17 protein-coding genes are annotated in these 18,472 nt (G+C 71.0%); 11 read left to right on the top strand and 6 right to left on the bottom strand.

What is annotated here, in order from left to right; all coding sequences use genetic code 11:
* Window positions 1-24: 24 nt before the first annotated feature.
* The 6 genes from TA3x_RS25115 (at window position 25) to TA3x_RS25090 (ending at window position 4,406) form a co-directional block, all read left to right on the top strand.
* Complete coding sequence (locus tag TA3x_RS25115; RefSeq protein WP_435017417.1) at window positions 25-1,521, top strand: DUF1501 domain-containing protein; 1,497 nt, start codon at window positions 25-27, stop codon at window positions 1,519-1,521.
* A 66-nt stretch (window positions 1,522-1,587) separates the two neighbouring features.
* The gene (locus tag TA3x_RS25110; protein WP_435017416.1) at window positions 1,588-1,830 is read left to right on the top strand and encodes a hypothetical protein; all 243 of its coding nucleotides are present in this window, start codon (window positions 1,588-1,590) and stop codon (window positions 1,828-1,830) included.
* A gap of 4 nt (window positions 1,831-1,834) precedes the next feature.
* Window positions 1,835-2,119 (top strand): hypothetical protein, encoded by a 285-nt coding sequence (locus tag TA3x_RS25105; RefSeq protein WP_435017415.1) that lies wholly within the window; start codon window positions 1,835-1,837, stop codon window positions 2,117-2,119.
* A 198-nt stretch (window positions 2,120-2,317) separates the two neighbouring features.
* On the top strand, window positions 2,318-3,007 hold the full coding sequence (locus tag TA3x_RS25100; protein WP_435017414.1) for a MotA/TolQ/ExbB proton channel family protein: 690 nt from the start codon (window positions 2,318-2,320) through the stop codon (window positions 3,005-3,007).
* A 37-nt stretch (window positions 3,008-3,044) separates the two neighbouring features.
* Complete coding sequence (locus TA3x_RS25095) at window positions 3,045-3,476, top strand: ExbD/TolR family protein (RefSeq protein ID WP_435017413.1); 432 nt, start codon at window positions 3,045-3,047, stop codon at window positions 3,474-3,476.
* Window positions 3,477-3,512: 36 nt separating this feature from the next.
* Window positions 3,513-4,406: an ExbD/TolR family protein gene (locus tag TA3x_RS25090; RefSeq protein ID WP_435017412.1), complete on the top strand. Its 894-nt coding sequence runs from the start codon at window positions 3,513-3,515 to the stop codon at window positions 4,404-4,406.
* A gap of 553 nt (window positions 4,407-4,959) precedes the next feature.
* Here TA3x_RS25090 and TA3x_RS25085 read toward each other — a convergent pair.
* Window positions 4,960-6,519, bottom strand: coding sequence for a mechanosensitive ion channel family protein (locus TA3x_RS25085; RefSeq protein WP_435017411.1), 1,560 nt, complete (start codon window positions 6,517-6,519; stop codon window positions 4,960-4,962).
* 210 nt (window positions 6,520-6,729) lie between these two features.
* On the opposite strand from TA3x_RS25085, the gene TA3x_RS25080 reads away from it, so the two are divergent.
* Window positions 6,730-8,175 (top strand): metallophosphoesterase, encoded by a 1,446-nt coding sequence (locus TA3x_RS25080; RefSeq protein WP_435017410.1) that lies wholly within the window; start codon window positions 6,730-6,732, stop codon window positions 8,173-8,175.
* A gap of 12 nt (window positions 8,176-8,187) precedes the next feature.
* On the opposite strand, the gene xseB is transcribed toward TA3x_RS25080, so the two are convergent.
* The 4 genes from xseB to TA3x_RS25060 are packed head-to-tail and all read right to left on the bottom strand — an operon-like array spanning window position 8,188 to window position 11,306.
* Window positions 8,188-8,643, bottom strand: coding sequence for an exodeoxyribonuclease VII small subunit (gene xseB / locus TA3x_RS25075; protein WP_435017409.1), 456 nt, complete (start codon window positions 8,641-8,643; stop codon window positions 8,188-8,190).
* Window positions 8,636-9,862, bottom strand: a complete 1,227-nt coding sequence (xseA, locus tag TA3x_RS25070; protein WP_435017408.1) for an exodeoxyribonuclease VII large subunit — start codon at window positions 9,860-9,862, stop codon at window positions 8,636-8,638. Before xseA ends, xseB begins: the two co-directional genes overlap by 8 nt.
* Before the next feature lie 21 nt (window positions 9,863-9,883).
* A complete protein-coding gene (locus TA3x_RS25065) occupies window positions 9,884-10,354 on the bottom strand; it encodes a ribosomal protein L7/L12 (RefSeq protein ID WP_435017407.1) in 471 nt (156 codons plus the stop codon).
* A gap of 4 nt (window positions 10,355-10,358) precedes the next feature.
* Window positions 10,359-11,306: a methyltransferase domain-containing protein gene (locus tag TA3x_RS25060; protein ID WP_435017406.1), complete on the bottom strand. Its 948-nt coding sequence runs from the start codon at window positions 11,304-11,306 to the stop codon at window positions 10,359-10,361.
* A 41-nt stretch (window positions 11,307-11,347) separates the two neighbouring features.
* On the opposite strand from TA3x_RS25060, the gene tilS reads away from it, so the two are divergent.
* The gene (gene tilS / locus TA3x_RS25055; protein ID WP_435017405.1) at window positions 11,348-12,715 is read left to right on the top strand and encodes a tRNA lysidine(34) synthetase TilS; all 1,368 of its coding nucleotides are present in this window, start codon (window positions 11,348-11,350) and stop codon (window positions 12,713-12,715) included.
* Between the two features lie 21 nt (window positions 12,716-12,736).
* On the top strand, window positions 12,737-13,201 hold the full coding sequence (locus TA3x_RS25050; RefSeq protein WP_435017404.1) for a nucleoside deaminase: 465 nt from the start codon (window positions 12,737-12,739) through the stop codon (window positions 13,199-13,201).
* Window positions 13,202-13,207: 6 nt separating this feature from the next.
* Here the strand turns inward: TA3x_RS25050 and TA3x_RS25045 are convergent, their stop codons facing one another.
* A complete protein-coding gene (locus tag TA3x_RS25045) occupies window positions 13,208-13,564 on the bottom strand; it encodes a hypothetical protein (RefSeq protein WP_435017403.1) in 357 nt (118 codons plus the stop codon).
* 220 nt (window positions 13,565-13,784) lie between these two features.
* On the opposite strand from TA3x_RS25045, the gene TA3x_RS25040 reads away from it, so the two are divergent.
* Both TA3x_RS25040 and TA3x_RS25035 read left to right on the top strand, forming a co-directional pair.
* Window positions 13,785-15,122 (top strand): ArnT family glycosyltransferase, encoded by a 1,338-nt coding sequence (locus tag TA3x_RS25040; protein WP_435017402.1) that lies wholly within the window; start codon window positions 13,785-13,787, stop codon window positions 15,120-15,122.
* A complete protein-coding gene (locus TA3x_RS25035) occupies window positions 15,097-18,315 on the top strand; it encodes an AsmA-like C-terminal region-containing protein (RefSeq protein WP_435017401.1) in 3,219 nt (1,072 codons plus the stop codon). The genes TA3x_RS25040 and TA3x_RS25035 overlap by 26 nt, the downstream gene beginning before the upstream one ends.
* The last annotated feature ends 157 nt before the right edge of the window (window positions 18,316-18,472 follow it).

Raw genomic sequence — 18,472 nt, 5'->3', positions numbered from 1 at the left:
CCCATCGACCCGAAAGGGCGGATCATGCTGATCGTCCCCGGACAGCCCGGCAAAGACTTGTGCGACCAGGGCCTCGGCATGACCCGGAGGGCCATCCTCCGCGTCGGCGGGTCGAGCCTGCTCGGCCTCCCGCTCGGCTCGCTGCTGCGGCTCCAGGCGGCGTCGGCCGCCGCCCCGCCCGCCGCCGCGCCCGAGCTCGGCGGCATCAAGGGCCGGCCCGGCTGGGGCAAGGCCAAGAGCATCATCATGGTCTACCTCCAGGGCGGGCCCAGCCACCTCGACCTGTGGGATCCGAAGGAGAACGTCCCGGACAACGTCCGATCCGCGTTCAAGCCGATCCAGACCAAGCTCCCCGGCGTCCAGTTCACCGAGATCCTGCCCAAACTGGCCCAGGTGATCGACAAGACGACGCTGATCCGGTCGATGAGCTACACCCCCAACGGCCTGTTCAACCACACCGCCGCCATCTACCAGATGATGACCGGCTACACGACCGACAAGGTCAGCCCGTCGGGCCAGCTCGAACCGCCGACGCCCAAGGACTTCCCCAACTTCGGCTCCAACATCGTCCGGCTCAAGCCATCCACCGAGCCGATGCTCCCGTTCGTGATGCTGCCCCGGCCCTTGCAGGAATCCAACGTGGTGGGCAAGGGGGGCACCGCCGGCTTCCTGGGCAAGGCGTTCGACCCGTATACGCTCTATCCCGACGGCGACGACATGGACATGGCGAAGATGGAGAAGATCAAGATCGACGATCTTCGCCTCCGCCCCGAGGTCTTCGCCGGCCGCCTGGAGCGCCGGGCCCGGCTCCGCGAGGCGATCAACGCCGGGATGCCCGCCCTGGACAAGGCGACCGAGGAATACAACCTCGACGAGTACTACCGCAAGGCCCTGGACCTCGTCGTCTCCGGCCGGGCCCGCGAGGCCTTCAACCTCTCGTCCGAGGCCGCCGCTTTGCGTGACGCCTACGGCCGCAACACCTTCGGCCAGAGCTGCCTGCTGGCCCGCCGTCTGGTCGAGGCCGGCACCAAGGTCGTCGAGGTGGTGTGGCCCAAGGTGGCCAACTCCGACAACCACTCGTGGGACCACCACTCGGGCCTCACCGAGCGGATGAAGGACCGATCCGGCCCGATGCTCGACAACGGCCTGTCGACCCTGCTGACCGACCTCGACGAGCGCGGGATGCTGGCCGACACCCTCGTCGTGGCCGTGGGCGAGTTCGGCCGCAGCCCGCAGAAGGGGATCAGCACCTCGGGCAACGGCAACAGCGCCGACGGCCGCGACCACTGGCCGTACTGCTACACCGCCGTCGTCGCCGGCGCCGGGATCAAGCGCGGCCACGTCCACGGCCGGTCCGACAAGACCGGGTCCGCCCCCGCCGAGGACCCCGTCCACCCCGGCGAGCTGCTGGCCACGATCTACCACGCCTTCGGCATCGACCCGACCACCCTGGTCTACAACCACCTGAACCAGCCCCGCGAGCTGGTCAAGGCCGAGGCCGTCTCCCGCCTGTTCGCTTGATCTCAGGGTCCGGCGCGGCGATCATCGGACGGAGAGCCCACACTCTCCGCCCCGAGGATCGCAGCCATGGACCAGCTCGTCGCCCTGATCTCGCAGAAGACCGGCCTGTCCCCCGAGCACGCCCGGACCGCCGCCGAGACGGTCCTCGGCTTCCTCAAGGACAAGCTGCCCCCCGCCCTCGCCGGCCACATCGACACCCTGCTGGCCAGCGGTTCGACCACGCCCCCGGCCGAAGGCACGCCCCCGGCCGAAGGCGGCGGGGGCCTCGGCGACATCGCCGGCACCCTGGGCGGGCTGTTCGGAAAATAGGGTGATGAAACTGCGCATCAGCATCGGTGAGACGATCGGCGGAATCGTCGTATTGGCCGTGTCGCTCGGCCAGTGCTTACCGCTGATCCGTGCTGCGTCACGCCTGGGCTCCGCATCATCGCGAAGACTTGATTTCTTGATCTTCGGCTGCTGCGTTGCGGTCATCGCGATCTATCAGCTGTTCTACTGGGGATTTGTTGTGCCGCTCATGAGAAGGCGTCGTGACCGATCTAGGACGCGATCGAGCCGCCGCTCGCCTGCCAACTCCCTGCCCGACCGGCGTGTTTGATCATCGCTGATGAGGATTTCCGATAGGCCGACCTCTCGGGGCGAGTGGAAAAGGTTCGGTCCATTCCGAGGCCCCTCGCCCTTGCGAGCGGTCGCCCCGATGCGCCACAATGGATGATGGGATGCGCGGGTCGGATCGACACGCTCGCCGTCCCGCATCCCGGCGCGTCGTCCCGTCCCCGTCCCCCCGGATCCGTCCATGAAGATCACCGAGATCATCGATGCTTTCGGCTATGTGATCTATGCCGCGCTGGCGGTCCTGGCCGTGTGGGGCGTGTACAACGCGATCCTGCTTTATCGGGCCTTGCGGCGGAAGTCGATCGGCGACGGGGCCGAGACGCTGATCCATCAGGTGGCGGAGCTGTGCCGGGCGGGAAAGCCCGACGGGGCGATCGCCGTCTGCCAGGGCCCTCCGGCGTGGCACACCGCCCTGGCGCAACTGATCGCCGTGGCGATCCGCCACCGGGCCAAGGGGCTGGCCAAGGTCAAGCAATTGCTGGTCATGGAGTTCCACACCGAGGTCATCGGCAGCATGGAGGATCGGCTGGCCACGCTCTCCACGATCGTCCGGATGGGCCCGTTGCTCGGGCTGCTGGGGACCGTGGCGTCGATGATCGGGGCATTCGGCCGGATCGGCGGGGCCGAGAAGGTGAACTCCACGGCGCTGGCCAACGACATCAGCCTGGCCCTCTGGGCGACCGGCTCGGGCCTGCTGATCGCCACGCCGATGATGATCCTGGCCAACGACATCCACGCCAAGCTCCGCCGGCTCCGCGACCGGACCGAGCGGCAGCTCCAGGACTTCATGGAGACATTCGAGGCCCTGGAAGACCCGGCCCGGGCCGGCACGTCGCAGCCCCGATCGTCGCGATCGGTCCTCCCTCGCTGATTGAGCGCCGACCCTCCCCGAGCGAGGCCCGACCGCGATGCTGCTCCGCCGCCAGATCTCCCAGGAACGGGACGAGCACATCGACATGACGCCGATGGTCGACGTCGTGTTCCAGCTCATGACCTTCATGCTGTTCTCGGTCCAGCTCGAATCGTCGGCGGTGGTGGACGTGCCCCACGCCCGCCACGGCGTCGGTGTCGAGGAGACGGCGGCCACGTTCATCACCCTGCTCCCCCCCTCCGGCCCCGGGGCCCGGCCCCGGCTCCTGCTCGGCAACGGCGAGGGGCCCGAGGTCGACGCCGAGCAGGCGGCCACCGCCGTCTCTCAGGGGGTGGCCGAAGGTCGCCGCAAGGTAATCGTCCAGGCCGACGGCTCGGTACCCGAAGGGGAGGTCATCCGCCTGATCGGCGAACTCTCCAAGCGAGAGACGGGCGTGACGATCCACGTCGGCGTCCAGGAGCCCGAGTGATTCGGGCCGCATCCGCGCGGGTTGGGAGGGTGAGCCGTGGCCGGTTTCTGGGATGTCTTCCGCTCCGAACAGCTCGAAGTCGACCGGCTGGTCGCCACCGAGGACGTCCGCGCCGGCCTCGCGAGCGGCCATTATCGGCCCAATGACCTGATCCGACCGGGCGGCACTCAGGACCCCTGGGTCAACCTCGGCGACTCGCCCACCTTCCTGGCCGAAGCCCCGGACCCCTCGCCCGCCCCCCCCGAGCCGGACCCGCCGCCGGCCCGCCGACCCGTGGCGCAGTTCTTCGCCCCGCCCGAAGACGCGGACCCCGACGCCGACTGGGAGATCTCGGCCCCGGGCGGTTCCACCTCGGCCGCCTTGCCCGTCCTGCCCGACGACGAGATGCATCGGCCCGACCTGCCCGAGCTGGACGAGGCCGGCTGGCTCGGCTTCGGGGCCGATGAAGAAGAGGACGAGGACGAGGCGGCGGCCGAGTTCACCCTGGCCCGGGGCGGCGCCGAGCGGGTCGAGGAACTCGACCTGGCGGCCATGGTCGACGTGGCGTTCCAGCTCGTCCTGTTCTTCCTGGTCACGGCCACTACCGTGATGTTCAAGACCCTGGAAGTCCCCCGGCCCGCCGACGACAAGCCCCCCGAGGTCGTCGCCCAGGGCCGGCCCAAGCCGGTGGAAGAACTGGAAAAGGACTTCATCCTGGTCGAGGTCGATGGCGCCGGCGCCCTGAGGATCGACCACCAGCCGGTCCCCGGCGAACCGGGGGCGATCGCCACCCGACTCCGCTCGGCCCGCGAGGCGACCGGGCGGACCGCCATGCTCCTCTCGGCCGACTACGCCGCCCCGCACCGGGCGGCGGTGCTCGCCTACGACGCCGCCAGCGAGGTCGGCCTCCAGGTCGCCGTCGCCCAGCCCACCGGGTCGGTCCCGCCCTGACCGGCGACGCCGGCCGCCCCGAAGTGAGCGGGCCCGATTTCTCGCGAAGACGACCGGCCGCCTTCCACGGCCCGGGGGGCGGAGGTCGGATACGGCCAAGCCCGCCGCCCGAAGTCCTCACGTCTCCCCATCAATGAGATCGTTCCCTCCGTGGGAACGATCCTCCCCGGCGCTGGTGGAATCGGGAGGGGGCCGGTGGCCCATCCTCGTGGCACGATGTCGCCGGCGTCGCTGGCAAGCCAACCGCAGATACCGATGACCGGCCACCATTAACCCGGACAGTAATTTCGAAACGAAGCCAAGGTCGGGTGGTGCGCGGCTTGACAGGAGTTCCGAAACGAAGCCAAGGCCGGGACGGTGCGCCAGTTCGCCGGATGTCCGAAACGAAGCCAACGACGGCGACGCCCCCGGCCCGCGCCCCGTCCCGAACGAAGCCAATGCCAACCTGGGTGGACCCTCCGAAAGTTTGCGAAACGAAGCCAATGGCGGGCCTGGGATGCCGGCCTCGGAGGGGAGGCCGGCATCCCAAGTGGTTCGCGTCGGGAAGTTTGCGTCACTCCTTATTGCCGTGGGCCAGGAGGTTGCCGCCCTCGCCCACGCCGACCGTCTCGGCCTGCCGGATGGCGTGGTCGATGGGGCTGGGGCAGGCTTCCTCGGGGGTTGCGGCCACGGCCTCGGCGGCGCGCGAGTCCTTCCGCAGGTTGGCCTCGGCCTGCCGGGCGGTCAGGGCGGAGCCGGGGGAGGCGACCGGCTCGGAGCCGTTGGATCGCGCCTTCGCGGGCTCGTCGTGCTTCGCCTGGAGGAGTTCGACCGGGATCCGGCCCGACACCGACAGGGTGGTCGACTGAGTCTGGGGGGTGATCCCCGCCTTCTGGAGCGCCACCTTGATCCGCAGCCGGAGGTCGCTCTGGAGCTTGTCGTTATCCATCCCCTTGGTGGGCATCCAGTAGGTGGCGCGGAGCCGGACGCCGTTGTTCTCCAGGGCCGTGAGCAGGCACCGGGGCGCGGGGGACTGGATCAGCCCCTCGGTGCCGGCCAGGGCCCCGGTGATCGCCTCCATCGCGGCGGCGGTCGAGGTCTCGTAGGGGACCACGATCTCGATCGAGCCCAGGACGCTGGGCGACGCCGTCGAGTTGATCAGCGTCTCCTTGTAGATGACCGCGTTGGGGATGCGGACCTGGTGCCCTTCCGGCGTGATCAGGTTCGTGGCCCGGGTGTTCAGCGACAGCACCGACCCCGACTTCCCGGCCACCGTGATGAAGTCGCCGATCTGGAACGGCCGGCGCGTGCCCAGGAGGATCGACGCGATGAAGTTCTCGACGATGTCCCGGAACGCGAAGCCGATGGCCAACCCGATCACGCCCGCCAGCCCCAGCACCGAGGTCACCGCCCGGGTCAGGTTCAGCACCGACAGGCCGAGCATGATCCCCGCCAGCAGGATCCCCGAGCTGACCAGCGAGCCGACCACCGACCGGAGCAGGACGTTCTTGACGAAGGGAGCGAGCAGGGTCTCCGAGTGGCGGGTGAACAGCTTCGCCAGCCAGGCGAATCCCAGGGCGTATCCGATCGCGATCAGCGCCAGCAGCCAGTATTGCTCGACCAGGAACTCCACGTCGCGGAGCGACTTCATCGCCATCTGGCGGCCGGTCATGACCTGCTCGTCGGTCTTCATCAGGTTGAGGACCAGGCGCACGCCCTCGACCTTCTTGACGAACTCGGTGACGTTGTTGCGGGTGTCGCGGTCGTCCACCAGCCCGTCGATCGTGACCACGCCGTCCACCACCTTGACGGCCGCGTTGCGGACGCCGGGGTACTGGAGCATCAGGTCGTTGAGGGTCGTCGCCACGTCCTCGTCGGCCACCTTGTTCTTGACCTGGATGGTGCCCGCCGTGGTGGCGAACACCGCCTCCGGGCTGTCCTTGGTCGGCGCCGCGACCGGCATCTTCGCTGGGTCCTTGGCGGGCGGCTCCGCCGGCTTCGGCCCGACCGGCAGGGACGGCATCTGGGCCGAGGCGGCCCCGTGCAGCAGCAGTGTGGCACCCATGACCAGAGACAGCACCCGTCGCCCAAGCCCCGAGAGCTTCGCAGACACGTCCAGTTTCGCCGAATTCATCGCAGACTCCGTGATCGCCCGAACCGGCCGCTCCGCGGCCTTGAACTCCGATGCAAAAGGTTCACGTAGCGGGCAAATCGCGGACCATCCCGGACCGAACAGTCAGCCCGGGGCATGGAGCCGGGCCCGGTTCGGTGATAGATTCGATGCCGGAGCACGGGGACGCCGCCGCGCGAAACCCCGATCGAACCCCACGCCGAGATCCCACCGATGCACGCCTCCCGAGCCGGGCTCGCCGCCCTCGCCTTGCTGACCTGCCTGATTCCAACCGCTTCGGGGGCCACGCCCCCCGCCGACGAACGAGCCCGGTCGACCGCCCTCGGGCCCCGCTACCTCCAACTGGGGGACCAGCCCGCCCCCGACGGGATGACCGTGGTCTGGCACGCCGAGGATGCCGACGCCCCCTGGTCCGTGGAGTCCCGCTCGCCCGTCGATGCCGCGTGGAAGCCGGCCGCCGCCGCGGTGCATCGCCGCATCCTGCTGGAAGGGGAGAAGCCGTTCCGCGTCTATCGCGCCACGCTGGGCGGCCTGACGCCCGGGGCGACGTTCGACTACCGGATCAAGTATGGGAATGCGGTCGACTTCGAGGGCCGGGCCCGCGCCAAGCCCGCGCCCGGGGCCCCGCAGCGTCTGGCGGTCTTCGGCGACTGCGCCGCGGGCTCGGCCGCGCAGAAGCAGGTGGCCTACCAGATCCACCGGGCGAAGCCCGAATACGCGGTGATCACCGGCGACATCGTCTACTCGCGTGGAAGGCTGTCCGAGTACCGCGAGAAGTTCTATCCGATCTACGGCCACCGGACGGCGTCGCCCGCCTCCGGCGCCCCGTTGCTCGATTCGACCCTGTTCATCGCCGTGCCGGGCAATCACGACGTCGTCCGCAACTTCGACGCGAACACCGACCTGATGGCCTACTTCTACCTCTGGTCGCAGCCCCTGAACGGGCCGATCGGCGAGGTGGGGGCGGCCAGCACCCCGGTCGGCGTCGGCAACGCCGCCCGGATCCGGACGCTGGTGGACGCGGCCGGGCCGAACTACCCGCGGATGGCCAACTTCTCCTTCGACATCGGCGACGTCCACTGGACGATGCTCGACGCCAACCCTTACGTTGACTGGAACGACCCGACGTTGCGCGGGTGGCTGGAACGCGACCTGGCCGCCGCCGCCGGCAAGCCCTGGCGGTTCGTGGCCTTCCACCACCCCGGCTTCAACTCCTCCAAGGCCCACGCGGGGGACCAGCAGATGCGGCGGGTGGCCGACCTCCTGGAGCGGGGCGGGGTTTCGATCGCCTTCGCCGGCCACGTCCACAACTATCAGCGGTCCTACCCGCTGAAGTTCGCGGCCAGGGAGGAGGCCCCTGAGGCCAGGCCGAAGCGGGTGGTCACCCGGGTCGACGGCGACTGGACGCTGGATCAGGCCTTCGATGGCTCCACCCAGACCCGGCCGAACGGGGTGATCTACCTGATCACCGGCGCGGCCGGGGCCCCGCTCTATGACCCCGACCAGACGACCCGGCCCGCGTCGTGGCGGCCCTTCACCCAGAAGTTCGTGGCCGACGTCCACTCGTTCACGGTCGTCGACGTGTCGCCCAACTCGGCCACGATCCGGCAGATCGACGTCGACGGGGTCGAGGTCGACCACTTCACGATCTCTCGCTGAGGGGCCGGCCCATCACCAGGGCGGCCCGGTGTCGTCCGGGTCGCCCGAGGGGAACGGATCCAGGCCCATCGAAGGGGCCGGCGCGGGCGGCGGAGGCGGCGTAGGGGCCGGCGTTGGCGGCGGGGCCGCGGGCGTGCTCCGGGGCTTCTTCGGCTTCGGGGGGGGCTCGGCGGCGGCCGGCGTGGGGACGCCGGTCAGCGGGGCCGGGACGACCGCCACCGCCGTCGCCGAGGCGTCGAACGGGGCGGTGGTCGCGCGGCCGTCGGCGTCCACGCCGGTGAGCAGGGACACCGACCGCTCGGCGCCGTCGAGCAGCCCCTGGCAGCGGTTGAGCAGGCGGACGCCCCGCTCGTAGCGGGCCAGGGCGGCGGTCAGCTCGGGCCCGCCTTGCTCCAGCTCGGCGACGATCCGGGTCAGCTCGTCCAGGGCCGCTTCGAATCCGATCTCGGCATCCGCTTGATCAGGCATCGGTCTCACCGGGGGCAGGGGGTCGGGTCTCGGGCGTGGGGACGGGGGCCGACTCGCCGGGCCGGACCTCCTCGACGCGGCTGGCGACGGTGCCCAACGCCAGGCGGGAGAGGAGGAGGTCGCCGGGGCTCACGGATCGGGCGTCGCGGATCGGCGCGGGGTCGCCGTCGCGGAACGTGAGCGAGTAGCCCCGGGCCAGGACGGCCACCGGGCTCAGGGATTCGAGCTTGCCCGCCAGTCGCGCCAGTTGATGGCGGCGGTCGTCCACCTGGCGACGCAGGGCGCGGTCGAGCCGCTCGGACAGGGCATCCAGGCCGATCCGGTGGGACGCGAGGCGGTCGCGGGCGTCGCGCACGAGCAGGGCCCGGGCCTGGTCCAGCACGGCGCGGGCCTCGCGGGCGTCGGGCAGGCAGCGCTCGCCGGCCTCGCTGGGTGTCAGTGCCCGGAAGTCGGCGGCGTGGTCGGCCAGGGTCACGTCGACCTCGTGCCCCACCGCCGAGACCACCGGGACCCGCGACCCCGCGATGGCGCGGGCGACCACCTCCTCGTTGAACGCCCAGAGGTCTTCCAGGCTGCCGCCGCCCCGGGCCACGACCAGGAAGTCGACCCCCTCGACCCGGTTGGCCAGGGCGATCGCCGCGGCGATCTCCTCGGCCGAGCCCGGCCCCTGCACCCGCGTCGGGGCGACCAGGATCTCGGTGGCCGCCCACCGCCGCCCGGCCACCTGGAGGAAGTCGCGGATCGCCGCGCCGGTGGGGCTGGAGACCACCACGATCCGCCGGGGGAACCGGGGCAGGGGGCGCTTCCTCTCCGGGTCGAACAGCCCCTCGGCATGGAGCCGGGCATAGCGCTGGCGGAACGCCAGGTCGAGCGCCCCGATCCCTTCCGGCTCCAAAGAGCGGATCGTGATCTGGTACTCGCCCCGGGGGGCGTAGACGGTGACCTCCCCCCTGGCCCGGACCGACAGGCCGTCGGACAGGTCGAACGCCAGCTTGCCGGCGAGGCTCTTCCAGATCACCGCGCGGATCTGGGCCGAGTCGTCCTTGAGCGAGAGGTAGACGTGCCCCGACCGGGGCCGCGACTGGTTGGACACCTCGCCCACCACGGTCACGTCGGCGAAGTCGGTCTCCAGGGCGTCCTTGATCCGCTCGGTCAGCTCCGAGACGGTCGACTCGGCCCGGTTCTCGGGGCGGTCGAACAGGGGGAACAGGCTGGCCACGGTCGAAGTCTCCACGCGCGGTCAGGCCGCGATCAGCAGGAAGGACAGGCCGCCGGCCAGGAGCAGGGCCAGGAACAAAAGGATCGCCACGGCCCGACCCGAGCCGTTCGGCAAGTTGGCGCCCCGGCGTCGGAGGTAATCGTTGACCACCGCGTTCGCGGACCGGAGATCGAGACCCGGCGTGGCACCCCGGACCGCCCGGATGAGCATGACCTTGTTGACCGAGCGCCCCTCGAACTCGGCGGCGGCCCGCTCGGCGTCCAGGAAGTCGTCCACCCAGCCGGTCTTGCCGCCGGCCACGACGGCGACCCGGGACAGGTAGTCTTCGACGGCGTCCTTGGCCTCGCGGAGCCCGAGGCCCGATGCCTCGCGGAGCCGCCGGATCAGGGCGATCTTGTCCGTGGGCTTGCCGTCCTGCTCGGCCGCCGCGCGCTCGGCGTCGATCAGGCTGAAGTACGGGCCCGGCTCGTCGTCCTCCCAGCGTGCCGCCATGATCTCAGGCCCCCCGGGTGCCGACCACGTTGACGCCGCTGCCGATCACCAGGTCGTGGCGATAGGCCAGGTCATAGAGCCGGCCCCCCCGCGCCGGTGGGAGCACCCGGAGGTCGGTGTAGCCTTCCTCGGCGAACCAGCCTGACAGCTCATCGACGGTGTGGTGGGACTGGTACTCCGGGGCGTACCAGTCGAAGTTGTCGCAGACCCGGAGCGTCCAGTCGGGGTGATTGCTGAAGTTGGCCACCTTGTTGAGCGTCCGCCGGAGGATCGGCACGCCCCCCACCAGCCCGAGCGCCGCGCAGGCCGGCTCCAGCACCCGCGTCGGCAGCCGCGTCGTGACGGCGCGGATGGCGTCGTTGGCCCACTCCTGCGGGCGGGTGTTGCGGCGATAGAGCCAGACGGCGAACCGGCCGCCGGGCTTGACCCGCCGGGCCACCTGCCGGAACGCCTCGCGCGGGCGGGGGCCGTGATGGAGGACGCCGATCGAGAAGGCGAAGTCGAACACCCCTTCGGCCAGGGGCAGGTGCTCCAGGTTGGCCTGGGCGATCGCCACGCCGGGCATCCCGGCGCAGAGGGCCTGGGCCTTCTCCACGGCCGCGCTCAGGTCGACCCCGACGACCTTCCCCCCGTGCTTCGCGACCAGGCGGGTGTACCGACCGCCGCCGCACCCGGCATCCAGGACGAGCTTGCCGGCCAGCTCGCTCGCGGCCACGCCGGTCTTGATCTGGAAGGTCGCCTCGTCTTCCTCATCCCGGGCCACGTCATAGCGGTTCCACTGCCGGCCGAAGCTGGCGACGTAGCCATCCCCGGCGAACCGGGGGATCCCCCCTTCGATCGGGTAGGTGATGCCGGACTGGACGCCGACCAGCACCGGTGCGGGCCGATCGACGCGCGTGAGGGGGCCGAGGTCGGCGGGGCAGCGGAACAGGCTGGCGAGTTCGGCGTCCATGAGGGAAGATTCTAGCCAAACGCCATCCCCGGGGGAACGCCGTGAGCGATCGAAGGCCCGCCGAACGTCCGACCCGACTCGCCCGACGGTTCGCCAACCGGCACCGATCCGCCCCGATCGTCGTGGGGGTGTCGGGCGGGGGGGACAGCGTCGGGCTGCTCCGCCTGCTCCACGCCGAGGGGCTGACGCTCTCGGTCGCCCACCTCGATCACGGCGCCCGGGGCGAGGAGTCGCGGGCCGACGCCCGGTTCGTGGGCGAACTGGCGGCCTCGCTCGGCCTGCCCTTCGACCACGGCCGGTGGGAGTCCAAACGCCCCGGCCACTTCGAGTCCGACGCCCGGTTGGCCCGCTATGCCTGGCTCGTCGAGGTGGCCCGCAAGCGGGGGGCGAGCGTGGTCGCCGTCGGCCATACCCGCGACGACCAGGCCGAGACGATCCTCCACCGGATCATCCGGGGCACCGGCCCGCGCGGGCTGTCCGGGATCCCCCCGCGGCGCCGTCTGGCCGAGGGCATCACCCTGGCCCGGCCGCTGCTGGATGCCTCGCGGGCCGCGATCGTGGAGTATCTCCGGTCGATCGACCAGCCGTTCCGCGAGGATGCTTCCAACAACGACCGGTCGCGGACCCGGGCGCGGATCCGCCATGACCTCCTGCCCCGGCTGGCCGCCGACTACAACCCCGAGGTCGCCTCGGCGCTGGTCCGGCTGGCCCGGCTGTCCCGGCACGCGGCGCACGGGGCCGACCAGCGGATCGCCCGGACCGCCCGCGCCGTGGTGATCGAGCAGGATCGCGGCTGGATGGTCGTGGATGGCCGCGAACTGCTGGCGCTCGACCCCTTCGACCGGGCCGAGGTCCTGCGCTATGCCTGGAGGCGGGCCGGCTGGCCCGAGGCGGCGATGGACGCCCGCCGCTGGTCCCGGCTGGCCGCGTTCATCGCCTCGGACCGCCCCCGGATCTCGGTCGGGGCGGGCGTGGAGGCGACCCTGGACCCGGACACCCAGCTGATGACCCTGGCCCGGCCGGCCGAACTGCCCGCCCCCGTGGTGATCGAGCCGGCCGAACTGCCCGTCCCGGGCTCGGCGGCCTGGGGCGGGCGCCGGATCGTCGCGACCCTGGACCCGGTCGAGGATCGCGACGAGACCGTGGACCTGGGCCGGATCGTCCCGCCCCTGGTGGTCCGATCGGCCCGGGACGGCGACCGCTTCGACCCGCTCGGCCTGGACGGCCGGACCCAGGCCCTGGCCGACTTCTTCCGGGGCCGGCAGGTCCCCCGGTCCCTCCGCCCCTCCGTGCCGGTGGTCTGCGATCAGGTCGGCATCGTCTGGGTGGCCGGGCACCGGATCGCCCACCGGGTCCGGCTGACCCGGGAGACCGTCGACCCGATCGGGCTCCGCCTCGAAACCCCCTGATCCCCCCGCCTGGAGGCCGCGATGGACCTGATCCGACGGACGATCGACCTGGCGCGGGCGAATGTGGAGGCGGGCGGCCGCCCCTTCGCCTGCATCATCTCGCGAGGGGACGAGATCATCGCCGAGGCGGCCAACCTGGTCGCCCAGACCCACGACCCGACCGCCCACGCCGAGATGGTCGCCATCCGCGAGGCGTCGCGCAAGCTGGGCTCGGAGCACTTCACCGGCTGCACGTTCACGATCCTGGCCCATCCTTGCCCGATGTGCCTGGCCGCCATGTACTATTGCAGCCCCGAGCGGGTCGTCTTCATCACCACCCGCGAGGACTACGGCCGGTTCTACTCCGACGACCGCAGGTACTTCACCCTGGCCAACTTCTACGGCGAGATCGCCAAGCCCTGGCAGGACCGGTCCCTGCCCATGATCCACCAGCCCGACCCCGACGCCCTGGCGGTCTACGCCCGGTGGAAGGAACGGAACGGCTGACCCGTCCTACTCCGGCCGGAACTCGGCGATCACCTCGATCTCGCCCACCAGGTTCCGGTTGAACGCCGGGAGGTCCTCGGCGGGGATCCAGTATTCCTGATGCCGGGAGCTGCCCACGGTCTGGACGCCGTAGCCGTCCAGGAACGCCTTTCGGACGCGGAACCGGGTCACGTAGCCGACGTGGCCCGAGGCCTCATCCTTGGTGTTCCACTTGCGGGCGATGCCGGCGGCATACTCCTCGGTCAGCACCGGGTAGAAGATGGGCTGAAAGAAGAGGCGGGGCGGGAACTCGCGGAAGCCCGAATCCCGGATCAGGTCCAGCTCTTTCTGGCCGACGGGCCGAAACAGGGTCACGCTGTCCATCGAGGGAGATCCTTCGGGAAGGGGGACGGGTCTCGCGCGTGAGATCGTAGCCGGAAGACACGCGGTCGGGGGCCGGGTTCGGGGCCGGTCGAAGCGTTCGGGTTGACGATCGGGGACGGGCGTCTTACCATCCGCCGCGCCTCGGCCTTCCCATGCGGTGGTGGGGCTCGTCTGGCTCGCCGGATTCGGGGAGGGCCGCCCGGAGGACGGGCGGCGGTTCATGGCCGCGACCGTTCCGCCCGACGCGCCGAGACGCCGCATCCCCGCCTGGGCCTGGATCCTGGCGGCGGCCCTGGCGTTGCGCCTGGCCGCGGCCGTGCTGGTGACCTGGATCACGGCCCGCAAGGGGACGCTCTGCGTCTTCCCGGACACCATCATCTACTGGGAGCTGGCGCGGGCCATCGTCGCGGGCGAGCCGTTCCGCGTCTTCCAGGGGGATGCGCCGCATTATGCCTTGCGGACCCCCGGCTACCCGATCTTCCTGGCGGCCTGCCGCTGGCTGTTCGGCCCGAGCCTGTTGGCCGTGCGGATCGTCCAGGCCGGCGTGGGCACGCTGGGCGTGTGGCTCCTGTCCCGCCTGGTCCGCTCGGCCTGGCCCGAAGATCGGCGCGACGGTTGGCCCTCCCTGGCCTGGATCGCCGCGGCCGTGATGGCCGTCGACCCGTACATCGTGGGGATGTCCGCCCTGGTGCTGTCGGAGGCGATCTTCATCCCGCTGATGGTGGCCGGGCTGTGGGCCATCGCGGCGGCCTGGACTCCTCGCGGCGCCGAACCCCCGCGTCATCCCGACCGGGCGGCGATCCTGGGGGGCCTGGCGATGGGGGCGGCGGTCCTGGCCCGGCCTTCTTGGCTCCTGTTCGTCCCGGCGGTCCTGGCGGCCTGGGTCATCGGGGCGGGTCGGGGCCGTCGCGGAGCCGCCCTGCGCGGTTCGCTGCTGGTCGCCCTGGCGATGGCGGCGCTCATGGCGCCGTGGTGGGTCCGAGTCTATCGGATCCACGGCCGGTTCGTGCCGACCGCCCTCTGGGTCGGGGCCAGCCTCTATGATGGGGTCGGGCCGCAGGCCAACGGGGAGAGCGACATGGCCTTCGTGGACGCCCCCGACGTCCGATCGCTGCCCGAGCTGGAGCAGGAAGACGCCTTCCGCCGACGCTCCTGGCGGTCGATCCGGGACGACCCCGGCCGCATCCTCCGGCTGGCACTGGTCAAGGTGGGCCGGTTCTGGAGCCCCTGGCCGAATGCGGCCATGCTGCGGAGCCCCGCGATCGACGCGGCCTCGGCCTTGATCACGCTCCCGGCGTTCGGGCTGCTCATGCTGGGCGCGTGGGATCGCCGAAGAGACTTCCGGGCGTTGGCCCTCCTGCTCGGGCCGCTGGTCTACTTCTGCGCCCTCCACTCGCTCTTCGTCAGCTCGATCCGTTATCGCATCCCCGGCATGGTCCCGGCCCTGGGCCTGGTGGCCGCCGGGTGGGTCCGACTGGGGGCGTTCGCCGCCCCGAGCATCCGCTCATCCTCCAGGGAAGGGGGTCCGATCGATGGGAATCCGCCGCCGGGTGCATAAAGTTCTGGCCTGGGGCCTATTCCTCGTCGTGGCGACCCTGGTGGGCGGGGGGCTGTGCGCCTATTTCTATGTGACCGATAGCGACAACCTCGTCGCGCTGGTCGAGCAGGAGTCGCCCCGGTTCCTGCCCGGCGGCCGGCTCTCCCTGGCGAGGGTGCGGATCAAGCCCCTGCTCGGCGAGATCACCCTGACCCACGCGACGATCAAGCGCGACACGGGGGCCCCGGTCCCCACGCTGGTGGCGATGTCGCCCTGGATCCAACTCCGATACGACCCCTGGGCGGCCATGACCGAGGGGAAGTTCATCCCCCGCAAGGTCCTGGTGGCCCACCCGCTGCTCCGGCTCCGGGAGATGAGGGGCGGGGGCTGGAATATCCAGGGCTTGCTGGCCGACCCATTGCCGATCCCGATGGGCGGGCCGACGCCGCCCGTCGAGATCAGCAACGGCACGGTGGAGCTGGCGGGCATCGAGGAGGGGCCGGGCACGGCCGTGCTGCGCGACGTGTCGATCCGGATCCCGGCCGGCTCCGGGGGGATCGTCGCCTTCGAGATGACCGGCCGGGGCGACCTGCTCGACCGGGTCGCCGTGGAGGGGACGTTCGACCCCAGGACCGGTCGGGTCGCGATCACCAGGGGGGATCTGTCCCGCCTCCTGCTGTCCGGGGCGCTGAGGGAGCGCCTGCCGGCGGTCGCCCGCCGCGGACTGGACGAGGCCGGGCTGGAGGGGGGGGAGGTCGACATCTCGCTGGCCCGCCTGGGCTACGATCCCGACGCCTCGCCCCGCCTGACCTACGAGGCCGCGGCCCGGCTCCGCAAGGGGGCGTGGAAGTGTCCGAAATTGCCGTTCCCGATCTCCGACGTCCTCGTCGACCTGACCGCCCGCGACGGCATCGTGCGGATCGACCGCGGGGAGGGGAAGGACGGCTCGACGCTGCTGACCCTGTCCGGCCAGTTCGGGCTGGATGACCCGAAGCGGTCCCCGTTCCGGGTCCGCGCCGAGGCGAGGAACCTGGAACTCGACCGCAGGCTCCGCGACTGGACCCCGGAGAAGTTCGCCGACCTCTGGGACGTCTATCTACCCAAGGTCGGCCACGTCCCATCCACCAGCGCGGGCAAGGTCGATGTGGTCGTGACCGCCTCGCGGGGCGAGGTCGACGGCCCGGTCCGCTCGGTGGTCGAGGCGTCGTGCCAGGATGTCTCGATGGAATACGTCCACTTCAAGTATCCGCTCGACCACGTCCGGGGGACGATCCGGATCGAGGGGAAGCGGATGGAGATCGACATGTCGGCGCCGGTGGGGGGCCACCCGCTTCGGGTCCGGGGGACGGTCGACGACCCGGGGCCGGACGCCGTGGCGAACCTGTCGTTCGACGTCGAATCGTTGCCGGTCGACGCGGCCCTGCTCAAGGCCCTCCCGGCGGACGTGCGGAAGGTGGTCAACGAATTCCAGCCCGACGGGTCGGTGCAGGGCCGCGCCACCGTGACCCGCAAGCCTCCCCTGACCCCGCAAGATCCGCCGATCGGCCAGGTCGAGTTCCACGCCTGGGTCGACCTGCGGCCGGGGTGTTCGATCACCTGGGACGGGCTGAAGTACCCGGTCCGGAACCTGTTGGGGAAGCTGGAGATCCACCCCAACCAGTGGATCTTCTCGGACATGAGCGGGGTCAATGGCCAGGCGCGGATCTCGGCCCGGGGGCAGGTGGACCAGATCGCCCGCGACAAGTTCAAGGTCAAGACCCACGTCGAGGCCCGCAACCTGCCGTTCGACCAGCAGTTGCGCGAGGCTCTGCTCCGACCCTGGCAGGTGACGTGGGCGACGCTGAACCCCACCGGGGCCAGCGACATCGACGCCGACATCGACGCCGAGCCGGGCCGGCCGGACCACTACCGAGTCCAGATCACCCCCCGCGAAGGGGCCGGGGTCAAGCTCCAGTTCGACCGCCCCGCCACGGCGGGCGGGGACGGCGGGCCGACCCGCGTCGAGATGAGGATGGACGAGGTCTCCGGCCGGTTCGTCTTCGACACCGCCCAGCCGATCCCGACCGAGATGACCGACGTCGGCTTCACCTTCCAGGGGGCCCCGGTCCGGTTCGACCGGGGGCAGGTGGACGTCAAGGATAACGGCCAGTTCAGCCTGGGGGTGACGGGGCTGGAGGTCGAGGGCCTCCGGCTCGACGAGCGGCTCCGCCGCCAGATGCCGCCGCTGATGGCCCAGCTGGCCCGCCGCCTGGACGACCGCAAGATCCACAAGGTCAAGGGAGACCTCGGCCTCGGGTGGTCGGGCAAGGCGAACGAATCGGCCTGGTGCCGGTGGAAGGACGTCCTGATCGTCCTGCTGGACAACAAGGTCGACCTCGGCTCCGACCTCGCCCTGGACCACATCCAGGGGCAGATCGAGCAGGTCAAGGGGTTCGCCAACGGGACCGCCCTGGAGGTGAGCGGGCTCCTGGCCCTGGACAGCGTGTCGTTCCTGGGCCAGCAATTGACGCGGCTGGGGGGGCGCGTCGACGTCAAGGACGGCTGGGCCAACATCACCGATTTCGAAGGCCGGCTGCTCGGCGGGAACTTTGGCGGGTCGCTCAAGTCCAGCCTCGATGCCACGCCCAAGTACAACGCCGGCCTGTCGGTCGAGGGGATCGACCTCCAGGAGTACGCCAAGGCGCTGCCCGGGCACCAGTCCTACCGGGGCCTGGTCTCGGGGTGGGCCACGGTGGCCGGGCAGGGGTTCGACCCCCACGCCATCCAGGCCCAGGGCCACGTCGGGCTGTCCAAGGGGGAACTCGGCGCGGTGCCCGCCGTCCTGGCGCCGTTCTTCAAGGTCATCAACTCGGGCGGCAAGGACAATCGGACGGCGTTCGACGAGGCCGAGGTGAGCTTCAAGACGACCAACGGGGAGACCCAACTCAAGCCGGTCCGGATCCTGGGCAACGCCTTCACCCTGCATGGCGAAGGAAAATTAGACGTCCAGGGGAACCTGAATTTACACCTCCCGATCACCCTGGGCCGGGACACCTGGCGGAGCCCGATCGGCGACGTGGTGCGTCGCGCCAGCGGCCAATTGTTCTCGATCCGGGTTCAAGGTCCGCTCAGGTCGCCCAGCTTCTCGATGGACCCGGTCCCGATCGCCGGGGACTCGGTCCGGGCGATCAGCCGCAAGGACGGCGCCGAGAAACCGGAAGCGGCCCGGCGATGATCCCCGGCGTCGGTTTCGGCCGGCAGAAGGTGGACAATCGGCCGCACAGCGGCCACAATACCCTCTGTTGGTCGGGGGCCCCGAACGCGGGACTTCCGGGCCTTGCAAGGATCGCGTGCAGGCCCGCCGCGCCCGCTGCCTCGACCCGTCCCGGGAC

Source organism: Tundrisphaera macrotermitis (assembly GCF_051175315.1).
In the GTDB taxonomy this organism is placed as follows: Bacteria; Planctomycetota; Planctomycetia; order Isosphaerales; family Isosphaeraceae; genus Tundrisphaera.
The sequence above is the reverse complement of the archived record's forward strand: the minus strand, read 5'-3'. Positions and strand labels throughout refer to the sequence as shown.